The sequence below is a fragment of the Lentzea indica genome, assembly GCF_012184385.1.
GTDB classification, from domain to species: domain Bacteria; phylum Actinomycetota; class Actinomycetes; order Mycobacteriales; family Pseudonocardiaceae; genus Lentzea; species Lentzea indica.
The window spans coordinates 1-17884 of record NZ_VSRL01000184.1; the positions used below are offsets into that span (position 1 = coordinate 1).

The 17884-nt window shown below is 69.0% G+C and carries 18 protein-coding genes and 2 pseudogenes; 17 read left to right on the forward strand and 3 right to left on the reverse strand.

The features are described from left to right. Positions 1-395: 395 nt before the first annotated feature. From FXN61_RS34955 to FXN61_RS34965, 3 genes are read right to left on the reverse strand one after another with little or no spacing between them, the layout of a single operon-like run. Positions 396-1292: an HAD family hydrolase gene (locus FXN61_RS34955; protein WP_167978221.1), complete on the reverse strand. Its 897-nt coding sequence runs from the start codon at positions 1290-1292 to the stop codon at positions 396-398. A gap of 41 nt (positions 1293-1333) precedes the next feature. After that, complete coding sequence (locus FXN61_RS54740; RefSeq protein ID WP_167978222.1) at positions 1334-2410, reverse strand: DUF5667 domain-containing protein; 1077 nt, start codon at positions 2408-2410, stop codon at positions 1334-1336. Between the two features lie 54 nt (positions 2411-2464). Next, positions 2465-3085 (reverse strand): sigma-70 family RNA polymerase sigma factor, encoded by a 621-nt coding sequence (locus FXN61_RS34965; RefSeq protein WP_167978223.1) that lies wholly within the window; start codon positions 3083-3085, stop codon positions 2465-2467. 166 nt (positions 3086-3251) lie between these two features. On the opposite strand from FXN61_RS34965, the gene FXN61_RS34970 reads away from it, so the two are divergent. The 17 genes and pseudogenes from FXN61_RS34970 (at position 3252) to FXN61_RS35050 (ending at position 17539) form a co-directional block, all read left to right on the forward strand. After that, complete coding sequence (locus FXN61_RS34970; protein WP_167978224.1) at positions 3252-4727, forward strand: AMP-binding protein; 1476 nt, start codon at positions 3252-3254, stop codon at positions 4725-4727. A gap of 3 nt (positions 4728-4730) precedes the next feature. Next, entirely contained in the window at positions 4731-4970 is a 240-nt protein-coding gene (locus FXN61_RS34975; protein WP_167978225.1) for a glutaredoxin family protein, read from the forward strand. Between the two features lie 61 nt (positions 4971-5031). Beyond that, a pseudogene (locus FXN61_RS34980) lies at positions 5032-6500 on the forward strand (molybdopterin-dependent oxidoreductase). Between the two features lie 210 nt (positions 6501-6710). Then, entirely contained in the window at positions 6711-7424 is a 714-nt protein-coding gene (locus tag FXN61_RS34985) for a redox-sensing transcriptional repressor Rex (protein WP_188135824.1), read from the forward strand. A gap of 37 nt (positions 7425-7461) precedes the next feature. Then, a pseudogene (locus tag FXN61_RS34990) lies at positions 7462-8777 on the forward strand (glutamyl-tRNA reductase). After that, positions 8774-9709, forward strand: a complete 936-nt coding sequence (hemC, locus tag FXN61_RS34995) for a hydroxymethylbilane synthase (RefSeq protein ID WP_167978227.1) — start codon at positions 8774-8776, stop codon at positions 9707-9709. The pseudogene FXN61_RS34990 and the gene hemC overlap by 4 nt, the downstream one beginning before the upstream one ends. Positions 9710-9727: 18 nt before the next feature. Continuing rightward, positions 9728-11260 (forward strand): bifunctional uroporphyrinogen-III C-methyltransferase/uroporphyrinogen-III synthase, encoded by a 1533-nt coding sequence (locus FXN61_RS35000; protein ID WP_167978228.1) that lies wholly within the window; start codon positions 9728-9730, stop codon positions 11258-11260. 70 nt (positions 11261-11330) lie between these two features. Further along, the gene (hemB, locus tag FXN61_RS35005) at positions 11331-12305 is read left to right on the forward strand and encodes a porphobilinogen synthase (protein ID WP_167978229.1); all 975 of its coding nucleotides are present in this window, start codon (positions 11331-11333) and stop codon (positions 12303-12305) included. Next, complete coding sequence (locus FXN61_RS35010; protein ID WP_167978230.1) at positions 12290-12802, forward strand: hypothetical protein; 513 nt, start codon at positions 12290-12292, stop codon at positions 12800-12802. The genes hemB and FXN61_RS35010 overlap by 16 nt, the downstream gene beginning before the upstream one ends. A 10-nt stretch (positions 12803-12812) precedes the next feature. Beyond that, the gene (locus FXN61_RS35015) at positions 12813-13256 is read left to right on the forward strand and encodes a hypothetical protein (RefSeq protein WP_167978231.1); all 444 of its coding nucleotides are present in this window, start codon (positions 12813-12815) and stop codon (positions 13254-13256) included. Then, the gene (locus FXN61_RS35020) at positions 13253-13651 is read left to right on the forward strand and encodes a hypothetical protein (RefSeq protein ID WP_167978232.1); all 399 of its coding nucleotides are present in this window, start codon (positions 13253-13255) and stop codon (positions 13649-13651) included. The genes FXN61_RS35015 and FXN61_RS35020 overlap by 4 nt, the downstream gene beginning before the upstream one ends. Next, on the forward strand, positions 13648-14268 hold the full coding sequence (locus FXN61_RS35025) for a hypothetical protein (protein ID WP_167978233.1): 621 nt from the start codon (positions 13648-13650) through the stop codon (positions 14266-14268). The genes FXN61_RS35020 and FXN61_RS35025 overlap by 4 nt, the downstream gene beginning before the upstream one ends. Then, positions 14268-14687, forward strand: a complete 420-nt coding sequence (gene mce1N / locus FXN61_RS35030) for a transport-regulating membrane protein Mce1N (protein ID WP_167978234.1) — start codon at positions 14268-14270, stop codon at positions 14685-14687. Before FXN61_RS35025 ends, mce1N begins: the two co-directional genes overlap by 1 nt. A gap of 5 nt (positions 14688-14692) precedes the next feature. Continuing rightward, entirely contained in the window at positions 14693-15052 is a 360-nt protein-coding gene (locus FXN61_RS35035; protein WP_167978235.1) for a hypothetical protein, read from the forward strand. An 11-nt stretch (positions 15053-15063) separates the two neighbouring features. Then, on the forward strand, positions 15064-16359 hold the full coding sequence (gene hemL, locus FXN61_RS35040) for a glutamate-1-semialdehyde 2,1-aminomutase (RefSeq protein ID WP_167978236.1): 1296 nt from the start codon (positions 15064-15066) through the stop codon (positions 16357-16359). Next, the gene (locus FXN61_RS35045; RefSeq protein ID WP_167978237.1) at positions 16356-16985 is read left to right on the forward strand and encodes a histidine phosphatase family protein; all 630 of its coding nucleotides are present in this window, start codon (positions 16356-16358) and stop codon (positions 16983-16985) included. The genes hemL and FXN61_RS35045 overlap by 4 nt, the downstream gene beginning before the upstream one ends. Further along, the gene (locus FXN61_RS35050; protein WP_167978238.1) at positions 16982-17539 is read left to right on the forward strand and encodes a TlpA family protein disulfide reductase; all 558 of its coding nucleotides are present in this window, start codon (positions 16982-16984) and stop codon (positions 17537-17539) included. The genes FXN61_RS35045 and FXN61_RS35050 overlap by 4 nt, the downstream gene beginning before the upstream one ends. Positions 17540-17884 lie beyond the last annotated feature (345 nt).

The window sequence follows — 17884 nt, forward strand, 5'->3', positions numbered from 1 at the left end:
GAATCCACCCCTGACCAGCACCAACACGACTTTGCCGGAACCCTGGGGCTCCGCCCCAGACCCCGCCAATCTGATCAAAGACCTGTCCAGCGCCGCGCGTGGGTTGATGGCACGCCTGTTGCTTTTGGCGGCTTGCGGCTGCGTGCGTGGTGCTGTTGGTGTGGGGTGGTCCCGTCACGAGTCGCACGGAGGCAGCCACACCCGAGGGGATAGGTCAAGTCGACGAAAAGCGTGTCGACTTGACCTATCCCCTCGGGCGCGGCAGGACGCGTCAGCACGACTCGTGACGGGACCACCCCACCCACGTTGTGTGTGAAGTGCTGCTCGGCTTCGCCTTCGCGGTCAGCTCGCCTCCGGCATTGCGCGTGATCAACCGGGGGGTGCTACTTGGAGCGCTACTTCACTCGGCGTCGGTATGCCAGCGTGGCTGCTACCGCACCGGCCAGGGCTCCTGCGCCCAGGACCGACGGGACGCCGATCTTGGCGGCCTTGCGGCCTGTGCGGAAGTCTCGGATTTCCCAGCCCTTGCGGCGTGAGATCTCGCGCAGCTGCGAGTCGGGATTTACGGCTACGGCCGTGCCTACCACCGAGAGCATCGGGACGTCGTTCGAGGAGTCCGAGTAGGCCGTGCAGCGGCGCAGGTCCAGGCCCTCTTTGGCGGCCAGGGAGCGGACGGCTTGGGCCTTGGCCTTGCCGTGCAGGAGGTCGCCTACCAGGCGGCCCGTGTAGACGCCGTCTTCTGACTCCGAGACTGTGCCCAGGGCGCCGGTCAGGCCCAGGCGGCGGGCGATGATTTGGGCCAGTTCTACTGGGGTGGCTGTGACCAGCCAGACGCGTTGGCCTGCGTCCAGGTGCATTTGGGCGAGGGCCTGGGTGCCCTTCCAGATGCGGTCGGCCATCAGTTCGTCGAAGATCTCCTCGCCCAGGGAGACCAGTTCGGCGACGCTGCGGCCTGCCACGAAGGAGAGGGCCTGCTCTCTCGAGGCTTTGACTGAGGCCGGGTCTTCGCGGCCGCCCACTCGGAACTTCAGCTGTTGCCAGACGAAGCCTGCCAGGTCGGACGAGGAGAAGTACTTGCGCGCGGCCAGGCCTCGGGCGAAGTGGAAGATCGACGCACCCATCATCATCGTGTTGTCGACGTCGAAGAACGCGGCTGCGGTCAGGTCTGTGGGCACCACCAGCGAGGCTTCGAGCTCGGGCGCCGCCGCGGCAGCCTGGATTGCCGCCTCAGCTGATGCCTCGCCGGCGAGCTGGGCCAGCCGGTCGCTCTCCATCTCACGGTTGCTTGCCATGTCACAAGCCTAGCGATCAGGTCCGGCTGCAAGCCCTCGACTCAGCCGAAGCTGATGCCGGGAAGCAGCGGTAGCGAGATGCTGGGCAGCGGCAACGGCAAGGGAATCGTGATTCCGGGCTTGCCCGACGTCGGTGGCGTGGAGGTGCCTGGCTGTGACGTCGGCGGGGTCGAGGCGCCGGGGACAGCGGATTGGGTGGGCTGTGTGGACGGGGTTGCCGAGCCCGGCTGTCCGGGCTGGCCCGAGGGGGTTGGCGGCACCGAGGACGGGTTGCGGCCGGACGACGAGTTCGGGTCCGTGACGGCTGAGGCGCACTCGTCCTTGGACGGTAGTGGGCCGAGGGTGTCGGAGGAACCGCTGGTCAGGGCGCTGCAGTCGGAGCGGGCGGCCAGGTCGTGGGCGCGTTGGGCGATGCTTGCGAGCAGCCACATCGTCGTGTCGGCGTGGGCGCCTGCGTCTTCTGGCAGGCGGGGGCGCAGCGTGCCGAGCTTCACGTACTGGGCCAGTGCCCAGTCGCGCAGGGCTGGCAGCGCGCTTTCGTCGGCCGCGGTCGCGTACGTGGTGAGCTGGCGGGCGCCTTCCACCGCGTCGGCGTCCAGGTCGGCCAGGGCCGTGAGCTGGGCGGACGGACCGGAGGCGCGGTCGGCCAGGGTCTCCATCTCGGTGACCCTGGACGCGGCGAACTCCAGGTGTTTGAGCGCGCGGGACTCGTCGTCGAAGGTCAGGCCGAGGGAAGCGCCTTCCGTGGTGCGTTTGATTCCGTAGAGCGGGTCTCCCGGGAGCGCGTCACGGCTGAGCAGCACGCTCATGCCGGCGAGCGACATCAGCAAGCAGAGCACCGCGGCCGCTGCGACTGCTAATCGTGCGCGCGCTCCCACGCGTCTTACAGACGAGAGCACCAATGGCTTCTCGGGTGGGGGCGCGGTGAGGATGCGCTGCTTCATGCGCTCGCGCGCCTCGGCGTCCGGGCCGACGTCCATGCGCCGGAGCAGTTCGACGATCGCGAGATCCTCAGCGAAGTCGTCGCCGCCCACCGGCTGAGGGCCGCCTTCAACGGCACGGGCGAATCGCTCGTGCTCCGTGTGCCGCCACCGCGGTGTTCTTCCCTTGCCGTCCATCTCAGCCCGAGTAACGAAGTTGATCTGCTTTGGGTTACGCGTCTGCGATCGTTATCACCGCAGCCACGACGGAAGAATCTGTGCGAGCCGCCGAACGGCCCTGTGTTGCAGCGCCTTCACGGCGCCCTCGTTGCGGTCCATGAGCTGCGCGACCTCCGAAACCGACTTGCCTTCGATGAACCTCAGCACGATGCATTCGCGCTGATCGTCACCCAACTGGGAAACGCACCGGAGCAGCTCCGCGTTGGTCGCTTCGGTCATGACTTCTTGTTCCGGACCGCTCGTCTCCTCGCGGTTGTCCTGGAGCTCGGCGGTGGTGACCTCGAGCCGGTACCGGCTGGACTTCACGTGGTCGAACACGATGTTGCGGGCGATCGTCACGAACCACGCCCCGACGTCGCGGCCCTGGTAGCTGACCGAACCGATGCTCCGTAGGGCACGTAGGAACGTCTCGCTCGTCACGTCCTCGGCGAACGCACGATCGCCGCCCACCCGGAAGAGGACATAACGGAACACCATGTCGACGTACTTGTCGTACAGCACTCCGAACGCCTCGGTGTCACCCTCTTGGGCGGCCTTGACGAGCTCCCACGGCTCGTCGCCGGCGTTGTCGTGCTGACCTCCCGTCATGGTCCGGGTGGTCCTGATCGTGGTCGGTCGTGCCCGTGCGGTCATCGGCTGGCGGCACCTCCACAGAGTCGCCGTGGCGGCAGCATACGTGTTGTTACTCCGTAGTAGGTAGCGGACGGGGTTGCGAAGTGGAGACGTATCAACCGCGGCTTCGTGACGCGCGCCACGCGTGGAAGACTGCTCGAAGCGTCCAGTTGTTCATGAGGAGGCCGTGTTGACTTCCGCTCGCAATGTCTCAGATCTGGTCCGTGCTTCGGCACAGCGGGGACCCAGCCACGTCGCTCTGGTCGACGTGGCGAGCGGAAAGAGCCTCACGTGGGAAACCATCGACGGTGCGGTTGATGCTTTCGCCCGCCGTTTGGCCGATTCCGGTCTCGAACCAGGCGACCGAGTGGCGGTACGGCTGCCCACGAGCCCCGAGTTCGTGGTCGCGGTCTTCGGGATCCTGCGCGCGGGCGGCGTCGTGGTGCCCACCGGCCCCGGCAACCCGTCGCGCGAGCTGCAGCGCATCCTGGCTGACTCCGGAGCGGCGCTCCTGGTCGGCGACGGTGAGGGTTCCGACGCCACCGTGCTCGACGTTCCTGACGTTTCCGCTGTCGGTGAGCCCTTCGAGGCGGTCCGCGGCGGTGAGGACCTCGCGGTGCTCGGCTACACCTCCGGCACGTCCGGCGTGCCGCGCGGCGCGATGCTGTCCCACCGCGCGTTGCTGGCCAACGTCTCGCAGTGCGCCGCGCTGCGCCCCGCACCCGTGACCGCGGGCGACCGGGTGCTGCTCGCGCTGCCGTTGTTCCACGTCTACGGCCTCGGCCCCGGCCTGCTGCAGGTGGCGGGCGCGGGCGCCACGGCCGTCCTGCTGGAGCGCTTCGAGCCTTCTTCTGCTTTGGACGTCATCGAGCAGCACCGCGTCACGACGATGGTCGGTGTGCCGCCCATGTACCGGGCGCTGCTGGCGAACCCGATCGAGGTGCTGCGCGAGAAGCTGGCCACGGTCCGGCTCTTCACCTCCGGCGCCGCCCCGCTCCCGGCGGGCGTCATCGACGAGATGCGTGCGGCCATCGGCATCCCGATCTACGAGGGGTACGGGCTGACCGAGACCGGGCCGGTGCTCACGTCCACGCTGGTCGGAGGCGTGCCGAAGCCGGGAGCCGTCGGGCAGGCGCTGCCGGGCGTCGAGATCCGGCTGGTCGACACCGACGGGTCGGTGCTCGACATCGACGAGGACGAGCCGGGTACCGGCCTGGTGTCTGCGAAGGGCGACAACCTGTTCAGCGGCTACTGGCCGGACGGGGCGCACGGGCCCGATTCTTCCGGGTGGTTCCGCACGGGTGACGTCGGGTTCATCGACTCGGACGGTGACCTGCACCTGGTGGACCGTGCTGGTGACCTGATCATCGTGAACGGGTTCAACGTCTATCCGCACGAGGTCGAGCAGGTCGTCGGTGAGATGCCGGCCGTCGTGGAGGCCGCTGCTGTCGGGGTGCCGGACGAGAAGACCGGTGAGTCGGTGAAGGTCGTCGTGGTGCTGCGGGACGGGGCCACGGTGTCGGTCGAGGACGTCGTGTCGCACTGTGCCGCGCGATTGGCGAAGTTCAAGGTGCCGACGTCGGTGGAGTTCGTCCCCGCCCTGCCGCACTCGCCGACGGGCAAGCTGGCGCGCGCCGTGCTGCGCAAGCCGTTGGGAGCCTGACCGATGACCCACCACGTGACGTTGATGAGCCGGGTGTCGTGCCACGCCTGCGAGGTGGCGGCGGTCGAGATCGAGCGGATCTGCGCGGACCTGGGTGCCACCTGGTCCGTCGAGGACGTCGACTCCGATCCGGAGCTGCGTGCCGAGTACGGCGACCGGGTGCCGGTGTTCCTGGTGGACGGTGCCGAGCACGGCTACTGGAAGGTCGAGGAGGACCGCCTGCGGGCGGCTCTCGCCGAGTAGTTGATTACCGGGGCCTTACGACCTGAGCGAACCAGGTGCACCTGGGTGTCGAATTGGAGGCATGAAGCCCGTCAAGGCAGCGCTCACCGGACTGCTCGCGATCATCGCCGCGCTGGCGGCCGGGCATCTGGTGGCGGCCTTCGTGGGCATCAGCGCCTCGCCGTACCTGGCTGTGGGCAACGCCGCGATCGACCTCACGCCGTCGTGGCTGAAGGACTTCGCGGTCACCACGTTCGGCACCTACGACAAGCTCGTGCTGCTCATCGGCATGGCCCTGGTCCTGGCGGGCATCGGCGTCGCGGCCGGACTGGCCAGCCGGAACAGCCCCACGCCGGGATCCGCCGTGGCGATCCTGTTGGGTCTCGTCGGCGTCGCTGCCGTCGTCACCAGACCGGACGTCGGCCAGCTCGCCGTACTCGCGCCTCTGGCCAGCCTCGCCGCCGGCCTTTACGTGTTCCGCTACCTGCACAAAGAGACCGAGGAGAACGGCTCCAGGCGTGACTTCCTGGTCACGGCGGGGCTGGCCGTGACCGCAGGCGTCGCGGGCCAGCTCCTGGGCGCCAGGACGGACGTGGAGGGCTCGCGCAGGGCCGTCGGCGCAATCACGCCCAGGACCAGGCGCCCGAGGTCCCGGTCAACGCCGACTTCGTCAAGGACGGCACCCCGAGCTTCATCACGAGCAACGAGGACTTCTACCGGATCGACACGGCGCTGAGCGTGCCGAGGATCCGGGCAGAGGAGTGGACGTTGCGGGTCCACGGCATGGTCGAGCGCCCGACCGTGCTCACGTTCGACGAGATCCGCCAGCGGGACCTGGTCGAGGAGAGGGTCACCCTGACCTGCGTCTCGAACGAGGTCGGCGGCCCGTACATCTCCACGGCCGACTTCATCGGCATCAGGATCGGTGACGTGCTCAGGGAAGCCGGCGTGAAGGCGGGCGCGGACCAGCTGTTCAGCACCAGCGACGAGGGGTTCACCGCGGGAAGCCCGCTCGACTACGTCCTGGAACGCGGCCTGATCGCGATCGGCATGAACGGTGAGCCGCTGCCGGCCGAGCACGGATTTCCCGCGCGGCTCGTGGTGCCCGGTTTGTACGGCTACGTTTCCGCGACCAAGTGGGTCACCGATCTCAACGTCACCACGTTCGCGAAGGAACAGGGCTACTGGATTCCGCGCGGCTGGGCGGTCAGGGCCCCGATCAAGACGATGTCGCGGATCGACCGGCCGAAGGGCTTCGGCAAGATCCGGGGCAAGACGGTCGTCGCGGGCACGGCGTGGGCGCAGCCGAAGGGCGTCGCGAAGGTCGAGGTCCGTGCGGACGGCGGGCCGTGGCAGGAAGCCGAGCTGGGGGCGGACGTCAGCGACACCACGTGGCGGATGTGGCGGATCGAGCTGGACCTGCGGCCCGGTGGTCACACGGTCGAGTGCCGCGCGACCGACAAGTCGGGCTACACCCAGGACCAGGCACGGCTCGATCCGGTTCCCGACGGCGCCACCGGGTGGCACTCGGTCACCTTCACCGTCGAGTAGGTGCTCACCCCGTAGTGATCATGAACCGCTCCGGTGCTGGTCACGCCCTGTGACCAGCACAGTGACGCCCGAGCACCGACTTTGTGCATCCGTTCACAAGCGGTACGGTGTGTACATCACCAGCACCGCGGGGTCCCCGCGGTGAAGCACACCCGGAGGTCGGAGAGCGTGGCATCACAGCGGGGCGAAGGTGAGACGACCACCACCCCTCTGGAGCCTGCCGACAGGGAGCGCGCTCGCGCGATTCCCGAGGCGGCGGTGGCCAGGCTCGCCGTGTACCTCCGCGTGCTGTCGGGCATGGCCGACCAGGGTGTGAACGCCGTCTCCAGCGAAGAGCTCAGCCAGGCGGCGGGCGTCAACGCGGCCAAGCTCCGCAAGGATCTGAGCTACATCGGCTCCTACGGCACGAGGGGCGTCGGGTACGACGTCGAGGTCCTCGTGAGCCACATCGAGCGGATCCTCGGGCTCACCCGCAACCACTCCGTGGCCGTCGTCGGCATCGGTAACCTTGGTCACGCTCTGGCCAACTACGGGGGCTTCCCCGGCCGCGGGTTCCCGGTCACCGCGCTCTTCGACGTGGACGCCGATCTCATCGGAGTGCCTGTTGGGGGCATACCTGTCAACCACATCGACGAGATCACCGCGATCTGCCTCGAGCGCGAGGTGTCGATCGGCGTCATCGCGACGCCGCCGCCCGCCGCTCAGTCGGTTTGCGACCGTTTGGTATCTGCGGGCGTGCAGTGCATTCTGAACTTTGCACCAGTTGTCCTTCAGGTTCCAGACAACGTCGAGGTGCGCAAGGTTGACTTGGCGGTCGAGATGCAGATCCTGTCGTTCCACGTCGCTCGACGTGCGGACGAGGCTGCGAGCGTCTCGGTCGACAACAACGGACTCGGTGTGGACGGGATGGTGATTCGCCCGTGAGCGTGAGCCAGACGGCTCCGGCAGACGTGGTGAGTGCATGAGTGTGCTCGTAGTCGGTCTGTCGCACCGCACCGCCCCGGTCCCGGTCCTGGAACGCGTCACCGTGGCCGAGCCGAACCTGCCCAAGGTGCTCGGTCAGCTGCTCGCCGCCCCCAGCGTCTCCGAGGCGATGGTCCTGTCGACCTGCAACCGGGTCGAGGTCTACGCCGTCGTCGAGTCGTTCCACGGCGGCATGTCCGAGGTCGTCGAGGTCCTGGCGCAGCACGCCCAGGTCGACGCCCAGTCGCTGTACGAGCACTTTTACGTGCATTACGCCGCCGCTGCCGTCGAGCACCTGTTCTCCGTCGCGGCCGGCCTCGACTCGATGGTCGTCGGCGAGTCCCAGATCCTCGGCCAGCTGCGCGGTGCGTACGCGGCGGCGGACGAGGCGGGCACCGTCGGCAAGACCGTCCACGAGCTCACCCAGAACGCGCTGCGCGTCGGCAAGCGCGTGCACACCGAGACGGGCATCGACCACGCGGGTGCGTCGGTCGTGTCCGAGGCGCTCGGTGACGCCGAGGCCGAGCTGGGCACTCTCGTGGGCAAGCGCGCGCTGCTCGTCGGCGCGGGCGCCATGGGTGGCCTGGCCGCCGCGCACCTGCGCAGGGCGGGCACGGCGAGGTCGTCATCGCGAACCGGACGCAGGCCAACGGTGTGCGTCTCGCCACGTCGCTGAAGGCGGAGGGCGTCCCCGCGACGGCTGTCGACCTCACCGCGCTGGCCGTCGAAATCGATCTCGCGGACATCGTCTTCGCGTGCACCGGGTCGGTCGACACGGTCGTCCGCGCGGACATGATCACCAAGCGCTCGCGGCCGCTGGTCGTGTGCGACCTGGGCCTGCCCAAGGACGTCGACCCGGCCGCGGCCGAGCTGCCGAACGTTCGTGTGGTGGACCTGGAAACGCTGCAGCGGCGCCTCTCGGACGCCCCTGCGGGCGTGGACGCGCGGATGGCCGCCCAGCTCGTCGCCAGTGAGGTCAAGGCCTACCTCGCGAGCCAGCGCTCCGCGGAGGTCACGCCGACCGTCACGGCCCTGCGCAAGCGGGCGGCCGAGGTGGTCGACGCCGAGCTGCTCCGTCTCGATTCGCGACTTCCCGAACTGGACGCCGCGACACGCGGTGAATTGGCCAAGACGGTGCGCCGCGTTGTAGACAAGCTCCTGCACACGCCGACCGTCCGGGTGAAGGAGCTCGCCTCCGCACCTGGTGGTACCGGCTACGCGGAGGCTCTCCGCGAACTGTTCGGGCTCGACCCCCAGTCGCCTGGGGTTGTCAGTCAGACCAAGCAAGCTTCTGTGGATGGTGAAACGCGGTGACCCGCACCCTACGGATCGGTACCCGTGGCAGCGCATTGGCGCTCGCCCAGACGGGGACCGTGGCCGAGGCGCTCAAGGCTGCCGGAGCTCAGGTCGAGATCGTCGTCATCAAGACGCCGGGTGACCTCTCCGACGCCCCGATCGCGCAGATCGGCATCGGCGTGTTCACGTCCGCGCTGCGCGACGCGCTCGCGAACGACGAGATCGACGTCGCCGTCCACTCCTACAAGGACCTCCCGACCGCGCCGGACCCCCGTCTGGTGCTCGCGGCGGTGCCTCAGCGTGAAGACCCGCGCGACGCTCTCGTGGCGCGCGACGGCCTCACGCTGGGCGAGCTGCCGCCTGGGTCCACTGTGGGCACCGGATCCCCGCGCCGTGCCGCGCAGCTGGAGGCGTTGGGCCTCGGGCTGAACATCGTTCCGTTGCGCGGCAACGTGGACACGCGCATCGGCAAGGTTCGCAACGGCGAGCTCGACGCCGTGGTGCTGGCCCGTGCCGGCATCGCGCGCCTCGGTCGCACGAGCGAGATCACCGAGAACCTGGAGCCCATCCAGATGCTTCCCGCGCCCGCACAGGGCGCGTTGGCAGTCGAGTGCCGGGTCGACGACGTCGACGCCGAGCACCTGATCCAGTCCACTTTGGACGACTCGGCCAGCCGGGCCGCTGTGACCGCCGAGCGCGCCATGCTGGCCGCACTCGAGGCGGGCTGCAGCGCGCCGGTCGGCGCGCTGGCCGATGTGGTGGAAGACCTCGACGACGATGGGAAGGTCGTGTATCGGCTTTCTCTGCGCGGGGTCGCTGCGACGCCGGAGAACGATCTCCTCCGCGCGTCCGCCACCGGTGACTTGACCGAAGCTGAGGGACTCGGCCGGGCGCTGGCCGCCGAGTTGCTCGACCTCGGGGCCGCAGTGCTCAGCGGCCCAGAGGCGTAATCGATGGGGAGTGCCCTGATGACCCGCGCACGCAAGACCCCCGGACGCATCGCCTTCGTGGGCTCCGGCCCAGGCGACACCGGGCTGCTCACGGTCCGGGCCCACGACTTGCTCACCAGGGCTGAACTCGTGGTCACCGATCCAGACGTCCCCTCGGACGTCCTCGCGACCGTGGCCGAGGGAGTCGAGGTCCGCCCCGCCGTAGGCGAGGCCGCCGACGTTGCCAAGGACCTGGTGGCCGAGGCGCGCAACGGCGCTACCGTCGTGCGCCTGGTCGCGGGTGACCCGCTCACCCTCGACTCGGTCGTGAAGGAAGCGCAGGCCGTCGCGAAGTCGACGATCCCGTTCGACGTCGTACCCGGCGTGCCCTCGGGCACCGCGGTTCCGGCGTACGCGGGTGTCGCACTCGGTGGCGTGCACACCGAGGTCGACGTGCGCGCGGTGACGGACTGGGCAGGCCTTGCCGCCGCGCCCGGGACGCTCGTGCTGCACGCGACCGGCTCGCACCTCGCGGAGGCCGCGTCGAACCTGGTCGAGAACGGCCTCGCGCCGCAGACCCCGGTCGCCGTGACCGCCGAGGGCACCGGATTCCAGCAGCGCACCATCGACACCACGCTGGCGGCCGTCGCCGCCGACGCCGGTGAGCTGGGCGGCCCGCTGGTCGTCACGGTCGGTGCCGCCGCTGCCGCGCGTTCGAAGCTCTCCTGGTGGGAGTCGCGGGCGCTGTACGGCTGGCGCGTGCTGGTCCCGCGGACCAAGGAGCAGGCCGGTGCGATGAGCGAGCGTCTGCACTCGCACGGCGCCATCGCCGTCGAGGTGCCGACCATCTCGGTCGAGCCGCCGCGCAGCCCCGCGCAGATGGAGCGTTCGGTCAAGGGTCTGGTCGACGGCCGCTACCAGTGGGTCGTCTTCACCTCGACCAACGCCGTTCGCGCGGTGTGGGAGAAGTTCCGCGAGTTCGGTCTGGACGCGCGTGCGTTCTCCGGCGTGAAGATCGCCTGCGTCGGCGAGGCCACGGCCGCGAAGGTGCGCTCGTTCGGCATCATCCCCGAGCTCGTGCCGTCGGGTGAGCAGTCGAGCGAGGGTCTCCTCAACGACTTCCCGCCCTACGACGACATCCTCGACCCGGTCGACCGCGTGCTGCTGCCGCGGGCCGACATCGCCACCGAGACGCTGGCCGCCGGCCTGCGCGAACGTGGCTGGGAGATCGACGACGTGACGGCGTACCGCACCGTGCGTGCGGCCCCGCCGCCCGCCGAGACCCGCGAGATGATCAAGTCCGGTGGCTTCGACGCGGTGTGCTTCACCTCGTCGTCGACCGTGCGGAACCTGGTCGGCATCGCGGGCAAGCCGCACGCCCGCACGCTCGTCGCGTGCATCGGCCCGCAGACCGCCGAGACGGCGCGGGAGTTCGGCCTCCGTGTCGACGTGCAGCCCGAGGAGGCGAACGTGCCCGCGCTGGTCGACGCGCTGGCCGCACACGCCGCCCGGTTGCGCGCCGAGGGAGCGCTGCCTCCTCCGCGCAAGACCAAGCGCCTGCGCCGCAGCTAGTTCATCAAGCCGTTGGGGCCATCCGAGATCGTGGGGTGGCCCCTTCGACTCTCTCCGCAGGGAGTCCGCCGTGTACCCACTTCACCGGCCGAGGCGTCTCCGCACGACGCCCGCCATGCGCCGCCTGGTCTCCGAGACCGACGTGCGCCCGAGGCAGCTCGTGCTGCCGATGTTCGTCAAAGAAGGTCTGACCGAGCCCGCCGCGATCGGCAGCATGCCCGGCGTCCTGCAGCACTCCCGTGACTCGCTGCGCAAAGCCGCTGTCGAGGCCGTGCAGGCAGGCGTCGGCGGCATCATGTTGTTCGGCGTCCCCGCCGAGCGCGACGCCGTCGGCTCCGGCGCGACCGACCCGGACGGCATCCTCAACGTCGCTTTGGCTGATCTCCGCTCGGAGCTGGGCGACAGCACGGTTCTCATGTCGGACTGCTGCCTCGACGAGTTCACCGATCACGGCCACTGCGGCGTGCTCGCGGCCGACGGCACGGTCGACAACGACGCCACGCTCGAGCTCTACGGCGAGATGGCCGTGGCCCAGGCGCGCGCCGGTGCTCACGTCGTCGGCCCCAGCGGGATGATGGACGGCCAGATCGGCTTCATCCGCAGCGCGCTGGACGAGGCTGGCCTGCAGGACACCGGCATCCTCGCCTACTCGGTCAAGTACGCCTCTGCGTTCTTCGGCCCGTTCCGCGACGCCGTGGAGTCGCAGCTCGTCGGCGACCGCAAGACCTACCAGCAGGACCCCGCGAACGGCCGTGAGGCGATCCGCGAGGTGCAGCTGGACCTCGCCGAGGGCGCGGACATGGTCATGGTCAAGCCGGCGCTGCTGTACCTGGACGTGCTGAAGACCGTCGCCGAGATCTCGGACGTTCCCGTTGCGGCGTACCAGATCTCGGGCGAGTACGCGATGATCGAAGCCGCCGCCGCGAACGGCTGGATCGACCGCGAGCGCTCGATCCTCGAGTCGCTCACGGCCATCCGGCGTGCGGGTGCGGACATCGTGCTGACGTACTGGGCCGTGGAAGCGGCGCGGTGGCTCGACCGCTGATCCCTGCTCCCGCACCGAAGCTGATCAACGTCTCGCGCTGGTTGTGGATCGCCAGCGCGGGCGTCGGCATGGCTCGGTTCGTCGCGCAGCTCTTCGACCGCGAGACGCTCGTGGCCGAGGCGCGCAGGCAGAACCCGGCGCTCGGCCAGGACCAGATCGACTCGGGCGTCAACGGCGGGATCCTGTTCGGCCTGCTGATCGCGACCGTGATCCTCGTCGCGTACACGCGGCTGGCGAACGCGATGGCGCGTGGGCGCAACTGGGCCAGGATCGTGCTGACGGTCCTCGGCGCCGCCTCCGTCGCGTTCGGACTGTTCCGGCTGGTCGCGTTCGGCAGCGGGACCGCCGCGGCGCTCGGGGTGGCGATGCGGCCTGCCGACCTGGCCGTCACGGTCGTCACGACGGTGCTCGACGCGACCGCGATCGTGCTGATGTACCGGGTGTCCGCGCACTTCAGGACGCGAGTCGTGGTGGACAGCGACTTCCTGCGGTCCTAAGTTCGCGATCGTGACGTCTCCGAAGAAATCGGGCACCCCCGGCACGATCACCGCGGGCTACTGGCTCGTCGTGACCGGCTCCGCGCTCGGCGTGCTGGCCGCGTTGTACGTGCTGCTCAACAAACAGCAGCTGATCGAAGCTGCCGTTCAGGCCAACAAGGACCCGAAGATCACCCGGGACATGATCGCCTCGACGCTCAACGGCCTGCTGATCGTCTCGCTGGTGGTGACGGTCGTGCTCGCCGGGCTCGCGGTGTGGTTGGCGGGCAAGGTCCGCGACGGCGTGAGGAAGAGCCGCACGGGCCTGATGATCACGTTGCTGATCGGCCTGTTCTTCCAGATGCTCACGAGCACGCTCGGCATCGTGACGGCGCTGGTCGCCGTCTCCGGCCTGGTGCTGTTCTACTTCCGCCAGTCTGCCGACTACCTGGCCGAGCACGAGCAGACGTCGTGAACGACGCTCCGAAGCCGGTCCGCATCGCCGTCGGGCTGTGGCTCGCGACCGCCGTGTTCGTCCTGTTCACCGTTGTGGGACTGTGGTTTCAGCGCGGGCATGTGCAGGAGCTGACCAAGTGGTCGTCGGACCAGGTCACGAGTTTCCTGGTGACGCTGACGGTGGTCGCGGTGATCTTCGCCGCGGCGTACGCGTGGCTGACCCGCGCGTTCCTGCGCCGCAAGAACTGGGCGCGGGTCGCGCTGTCGGTCATCTCGATCGTGCACATGATCTGGATCCTGTTCCTCGGGGTCAGCGCGGCGAACCTGGTCACACTGCTGCTCATCTGCGTCGCAATCGTCTTCACGTGGCAGTCGCGTACGGCACAGTGGCTCGCGGAGGTGCGTGAGCAGTGACCGATCCGCAGAACCCCGGCCCGTGGCAGAACCCGGACAACGCGCAGTGGCAGAACCCTGCGGGCTCCTACCCGGTGACGCCGGACCACGGCGGGCACTACCAGGTGAGCCACGTCGGTCAGGCGAGCTTCTCCATGACACCGCTCGCACCCGTGCTGCCGCAGGAGCTGGCGCCACCGAGGCCGCCCACGATCACCGCCGCGATGTGGATCTGGATCGCGGGCGCGGTGCTGTCCGTCGCGGTGGTCCCGGTGATGCTGCTCACCAACGCCGACTACTTCCTCAACCGGGACGGTGCGCTCGTCACCGCCGAGGAGCGGCAAGCAGGCGAGTTCGGCTTGCGGGCCATGGCGTTGATGTTCGGCTTCGCCATGCTCGTCGCCGCCGCGCCGTACGTCGCGTTCGCGATCGTGCTGCGCAACGGCCAGAACTGGGCGCGGATCCTGCTCACGATCCTCGGTGTGCTCGGGTTCCTGTCGATGATCGCGATCATGCTCATCGCGTTGGCGTCGCACGTGTGGCAGCCGGCCGTGACGATCAGCATCGTGGTGATCGGGCTGACCATCGCGGCCGTGACGCTGCAGTTCCTCCCGGCGTCGAACAAGTACGTGCGGTAGTGCTGTACCGCGAGTCCGGCAGCAGCTGGTGGCCGCTTCTGTGGGGACCTGCGTTCGCGGTCGCCGGGTACCTGATCGAGCTCATCACCGGGCCGGCGTCCGTGGCGCTGTGGACGATCGTGGGGCTCGGTCTGACGCTCGGCGCGGTGTTGTGGGTGTACGGCCGGGTGAAGACCGGCAGCGTCGTGCTGACGGCCGAGGAGGCCCAGTTCGGGCGGGAGAAGCTGCCGGTCGCGATGATCGAGGCCTGCCGCGACGTCGGTGCGCCGACCGGTGCGCGGGTGCTCGGCGGTGGCTGGTCGGTGCCGAAGGGCACGACAGCGGTGCCGTTGCGGCTGCTCGACGGCACGGTGGTGCTGGGATGGGCGCGCGATCCCGAAGCCTTCCTCGCGGCGCTGCGGCGGGTCGTGAGAGGGTGAGCAACGTGACAGAGGCCGCTACCGAGCCAGAGACGGACACGGTGCCGGAGCACGAGCCGGACGCCGTTCCGCCCGCCGGCCCGAGCCTGCACCAGCCCAAGCGGTGGCTCATCGCCGCCGGCGAGGTCGTCGCGATCGTCCTGCTGGTAATCGCCGCCGTGTGGTGCTGGAACCGCGGCGTCGTGCGGCTCGCCTACCCGATCGACGGCCGTGAGCCGTTGATCTCCACGCGCTATCACGGCAACTGGCTGGGCACCGCCGCCGGCGCGATGACGCTGGCCGTGCTCCTCGGGCTCGACGCGGTGCGGCAGGTCGTGCTGGCCTTGCGCACCCGGCCGCAGAAAGCCGCTGAAGCCGACGTGTGAGACTGGGGTACGTGACTGCGAGTCGATCCCAGGCCCTGTTCGAGCGCGCGTCGACGCTGACCCCCGGCGGGGTCAACTCTCCGGTGCGGGCGTTCCACTCCGTCGGCGGCACCCCGCGCTTCATGGTTCGTGGCGAGGGTCCGCACCTGTGGGACGCGGACGGCAACCGGTACGTCGACCTGGTGGCCTCGTGGGGCCCGATGATCCTCGGGCACGCCCACCCGTCCGTGGTCGAGGCCGTGCAGAAGGCGGCTGCTTTCGGTCTGTCGTTCGGCACGCCGACCGAGGGTGAGATCGAGCTCGCGGCCGAGCTCGTCGATCGCGTCGAGCCGGTCCGCCAGGTGCGCCTGGTCAACTCGGGCACCGAGGCCACGATGAGCGCGATCCGTCTGGCGCGCGGCTTCACCGAGCGGCGCAAGGTCATCAAGTTCGCCGGCTGCTACCACGGCCACGTCGACGCGCTGCTGGCGCAGGCCGGCTCCGGCGTCGCGACGCTGGGGCTGCCGACCTCGCCCGGCGTCACGGGCGCGCAGGCCGCGGACACGATCGTGCTGCCGTACAACGACATCGAGGCCGTGCGGGCGGCGTTCGCGGAGAACCCCGGCGAGATCGCCTGCATCATCACCGAGGCCGCGGCGGGCAACATGGGCGCGGTCGCGCCTCTCGCCGACTTCAACGCGGGCCTGCGCGAGATCTGCGACGCCGACGGCGCGTTGCTGATCATGGACGAGGTCATGACCGGCTTCCGCGTCTCGCGCGCCGGCTGGTTCGGCCTGGAGCGCGTGCGCGGGGACCTCTACACGTTCGGCAAGGTCATGTCCGGTGGCCTGCCCGCGGCGGCGTTCGGCGGCCGCGCGGACGTGATGGCGCGCCTGGCCCCGTCCGGCCCGGTCTACCAGGCGGGCACGCTGTCCGGTAACCCCGTGGCGGTGGCCGCAGGCCTGGCGACGTTGCGCGCGGCCGACGACGCGGTTTACGTGGCGCTGAACCGCAACGCCACACGGCTGGGCGCGCTGTTCACCGCGGCCTTGACCGAGGCCGGTGTCGAGCACCGCGTGCAGTTCGCCGGGAACCTGGTGAGCGTGTTCTTCGGTTCTTCAGAGGTGAAGGACTACGCGGGTGCGCAGGCGTGCGAGACGTGGCGCTTCCCGCCGTTCTTCCACGCACTGCTGGAACGAGGCGTCTACGCCCCGCCGTCGGCGTTCGAGGCCTGGTTCGTCAACGCCGCCATGGGTGAAGAGGAGTTCGCCGTGATCGCCGACGCGCTGCCCCACGCGGCCCGCGCCGCCAAGGAGGCCCGCAAGTGACCCGCACCGTCGTCCACCTGCTCCGCCACGGTGAGGTGCACAACCCGACAGGCATCCTGTACGGCCGCATCCCCGGCTTCAAGCTGTCCGAGCGCGGCCAGAAGCAGGCGCTCACCGTCGCCGAGTTCCTGGCCGACCACGACATCGTGCACGTCGTCGCGTCGCCGTTGGAGCGGGCGCAGCAGACCGCGGCGCCGATCGCCGACTCCCATCGTCTCGAGCTGGCCACCGACGACCGGTTGATCGAGGCGGACAACCAGTTCGAGGGGCTGAAGGTCGCGGTGGGGGACGGTGCTCTGCGGTCGCCGCAGCACTGGCCGAAGCTGGTGAACCCGTTCAAGCCGTCGTGGGGCGAGCCGTACATCGAGATCGCGCACCGGATGTTCGGTGCCGTGCAGAAGGCTCGTGCTGCCGCTGAGGGGCATGAGGCCGTCTGCGTGTCGCACCAGTTGCCCATTTGGACCGTGCGGCGGTTCTTGGAGGGCAAGCGGATGTGGCACGACCCGCGGCGCCGGGAGTGCTCGCTGGCCTCCTTGACCTCGTTGATCTTCGAGGGTGAGCAGCTGGTGAGGATCGCTTACTCGGAGCCTGTGGGGGCTACCAATCCTCGGGTGACCGGGGCATGAAGCGGTTGCTGGTGTTGTTGCTTTTGCTCTCCGGCTGCACGGTCGGGAAGGACGCTGCCCAGATCGGTGCGGGCGACTTCTACCTCGTTGCGCCCGGTGGGCAGGTGAAGATCCGGTATGCGGCTTCTGAGCGCAAGGAGTTGAAGGGGCTCGAAGGGGAGTCCCTGATGTCGGACGGTCAGACGGTTCGGTTGTCCGACTACGCCGGGAAGCCCGTTGTGATCAACATCTGGGGTGCCTGGTGTGGGCCCTGTCGTACTGAGGCGCCTGAGATGCAGAAGATTTTTGACGCTGGGACTCAGGTTATCGGGGTCGACGTCAAGGAGACGTCGAAGGATCATCCTCGGGACTTCATGCGGGATCGGTCTTTGACGTATCCGTCCATTTACGACGCTTCTTCTCGTAGTTTTATCAATGTTTTCAAGGGGGTTCCGGCTAATACGGTTCCTTCTACGTTCGTTGTGGACAAGGATCATCGGGTGGCTGCGGCGTTTTTGGTGCCTGTGCTGGCTTCTGATCTGCAGTCCGTGTTGGACGAGCTTGCCAAGGAATGATCTTGTCGGACCCCGTGAGTACGTTGAGATGTAGGGGTTCCCGGATCGGGGGGACGCCTGCGTGAGCCTGCGGTGTGCGCGCTCTGCCCGTAGCGTCCCCATGTTTCGTTGGCGGCTGGCGGTTTTGTGGTTCCCCCAGGGGCTCTGCCCCCGGACCCCCGGCAATCTGATCGGGGGTCCAGCGCCGTGCGCGGGTTGATGGCACGCCTGTTGGTCTGGGCGGGGTGCTGTTGCGTGCGTGTTTGGGGTGTGGGGTGGTCCCGTCACGAGTCGCACTGGAGTTGCCCCCGGATGCCGGACACCTTGAGTCCTGACAGCGGTGCTGTTGGGCGAGAGGATGTTTGT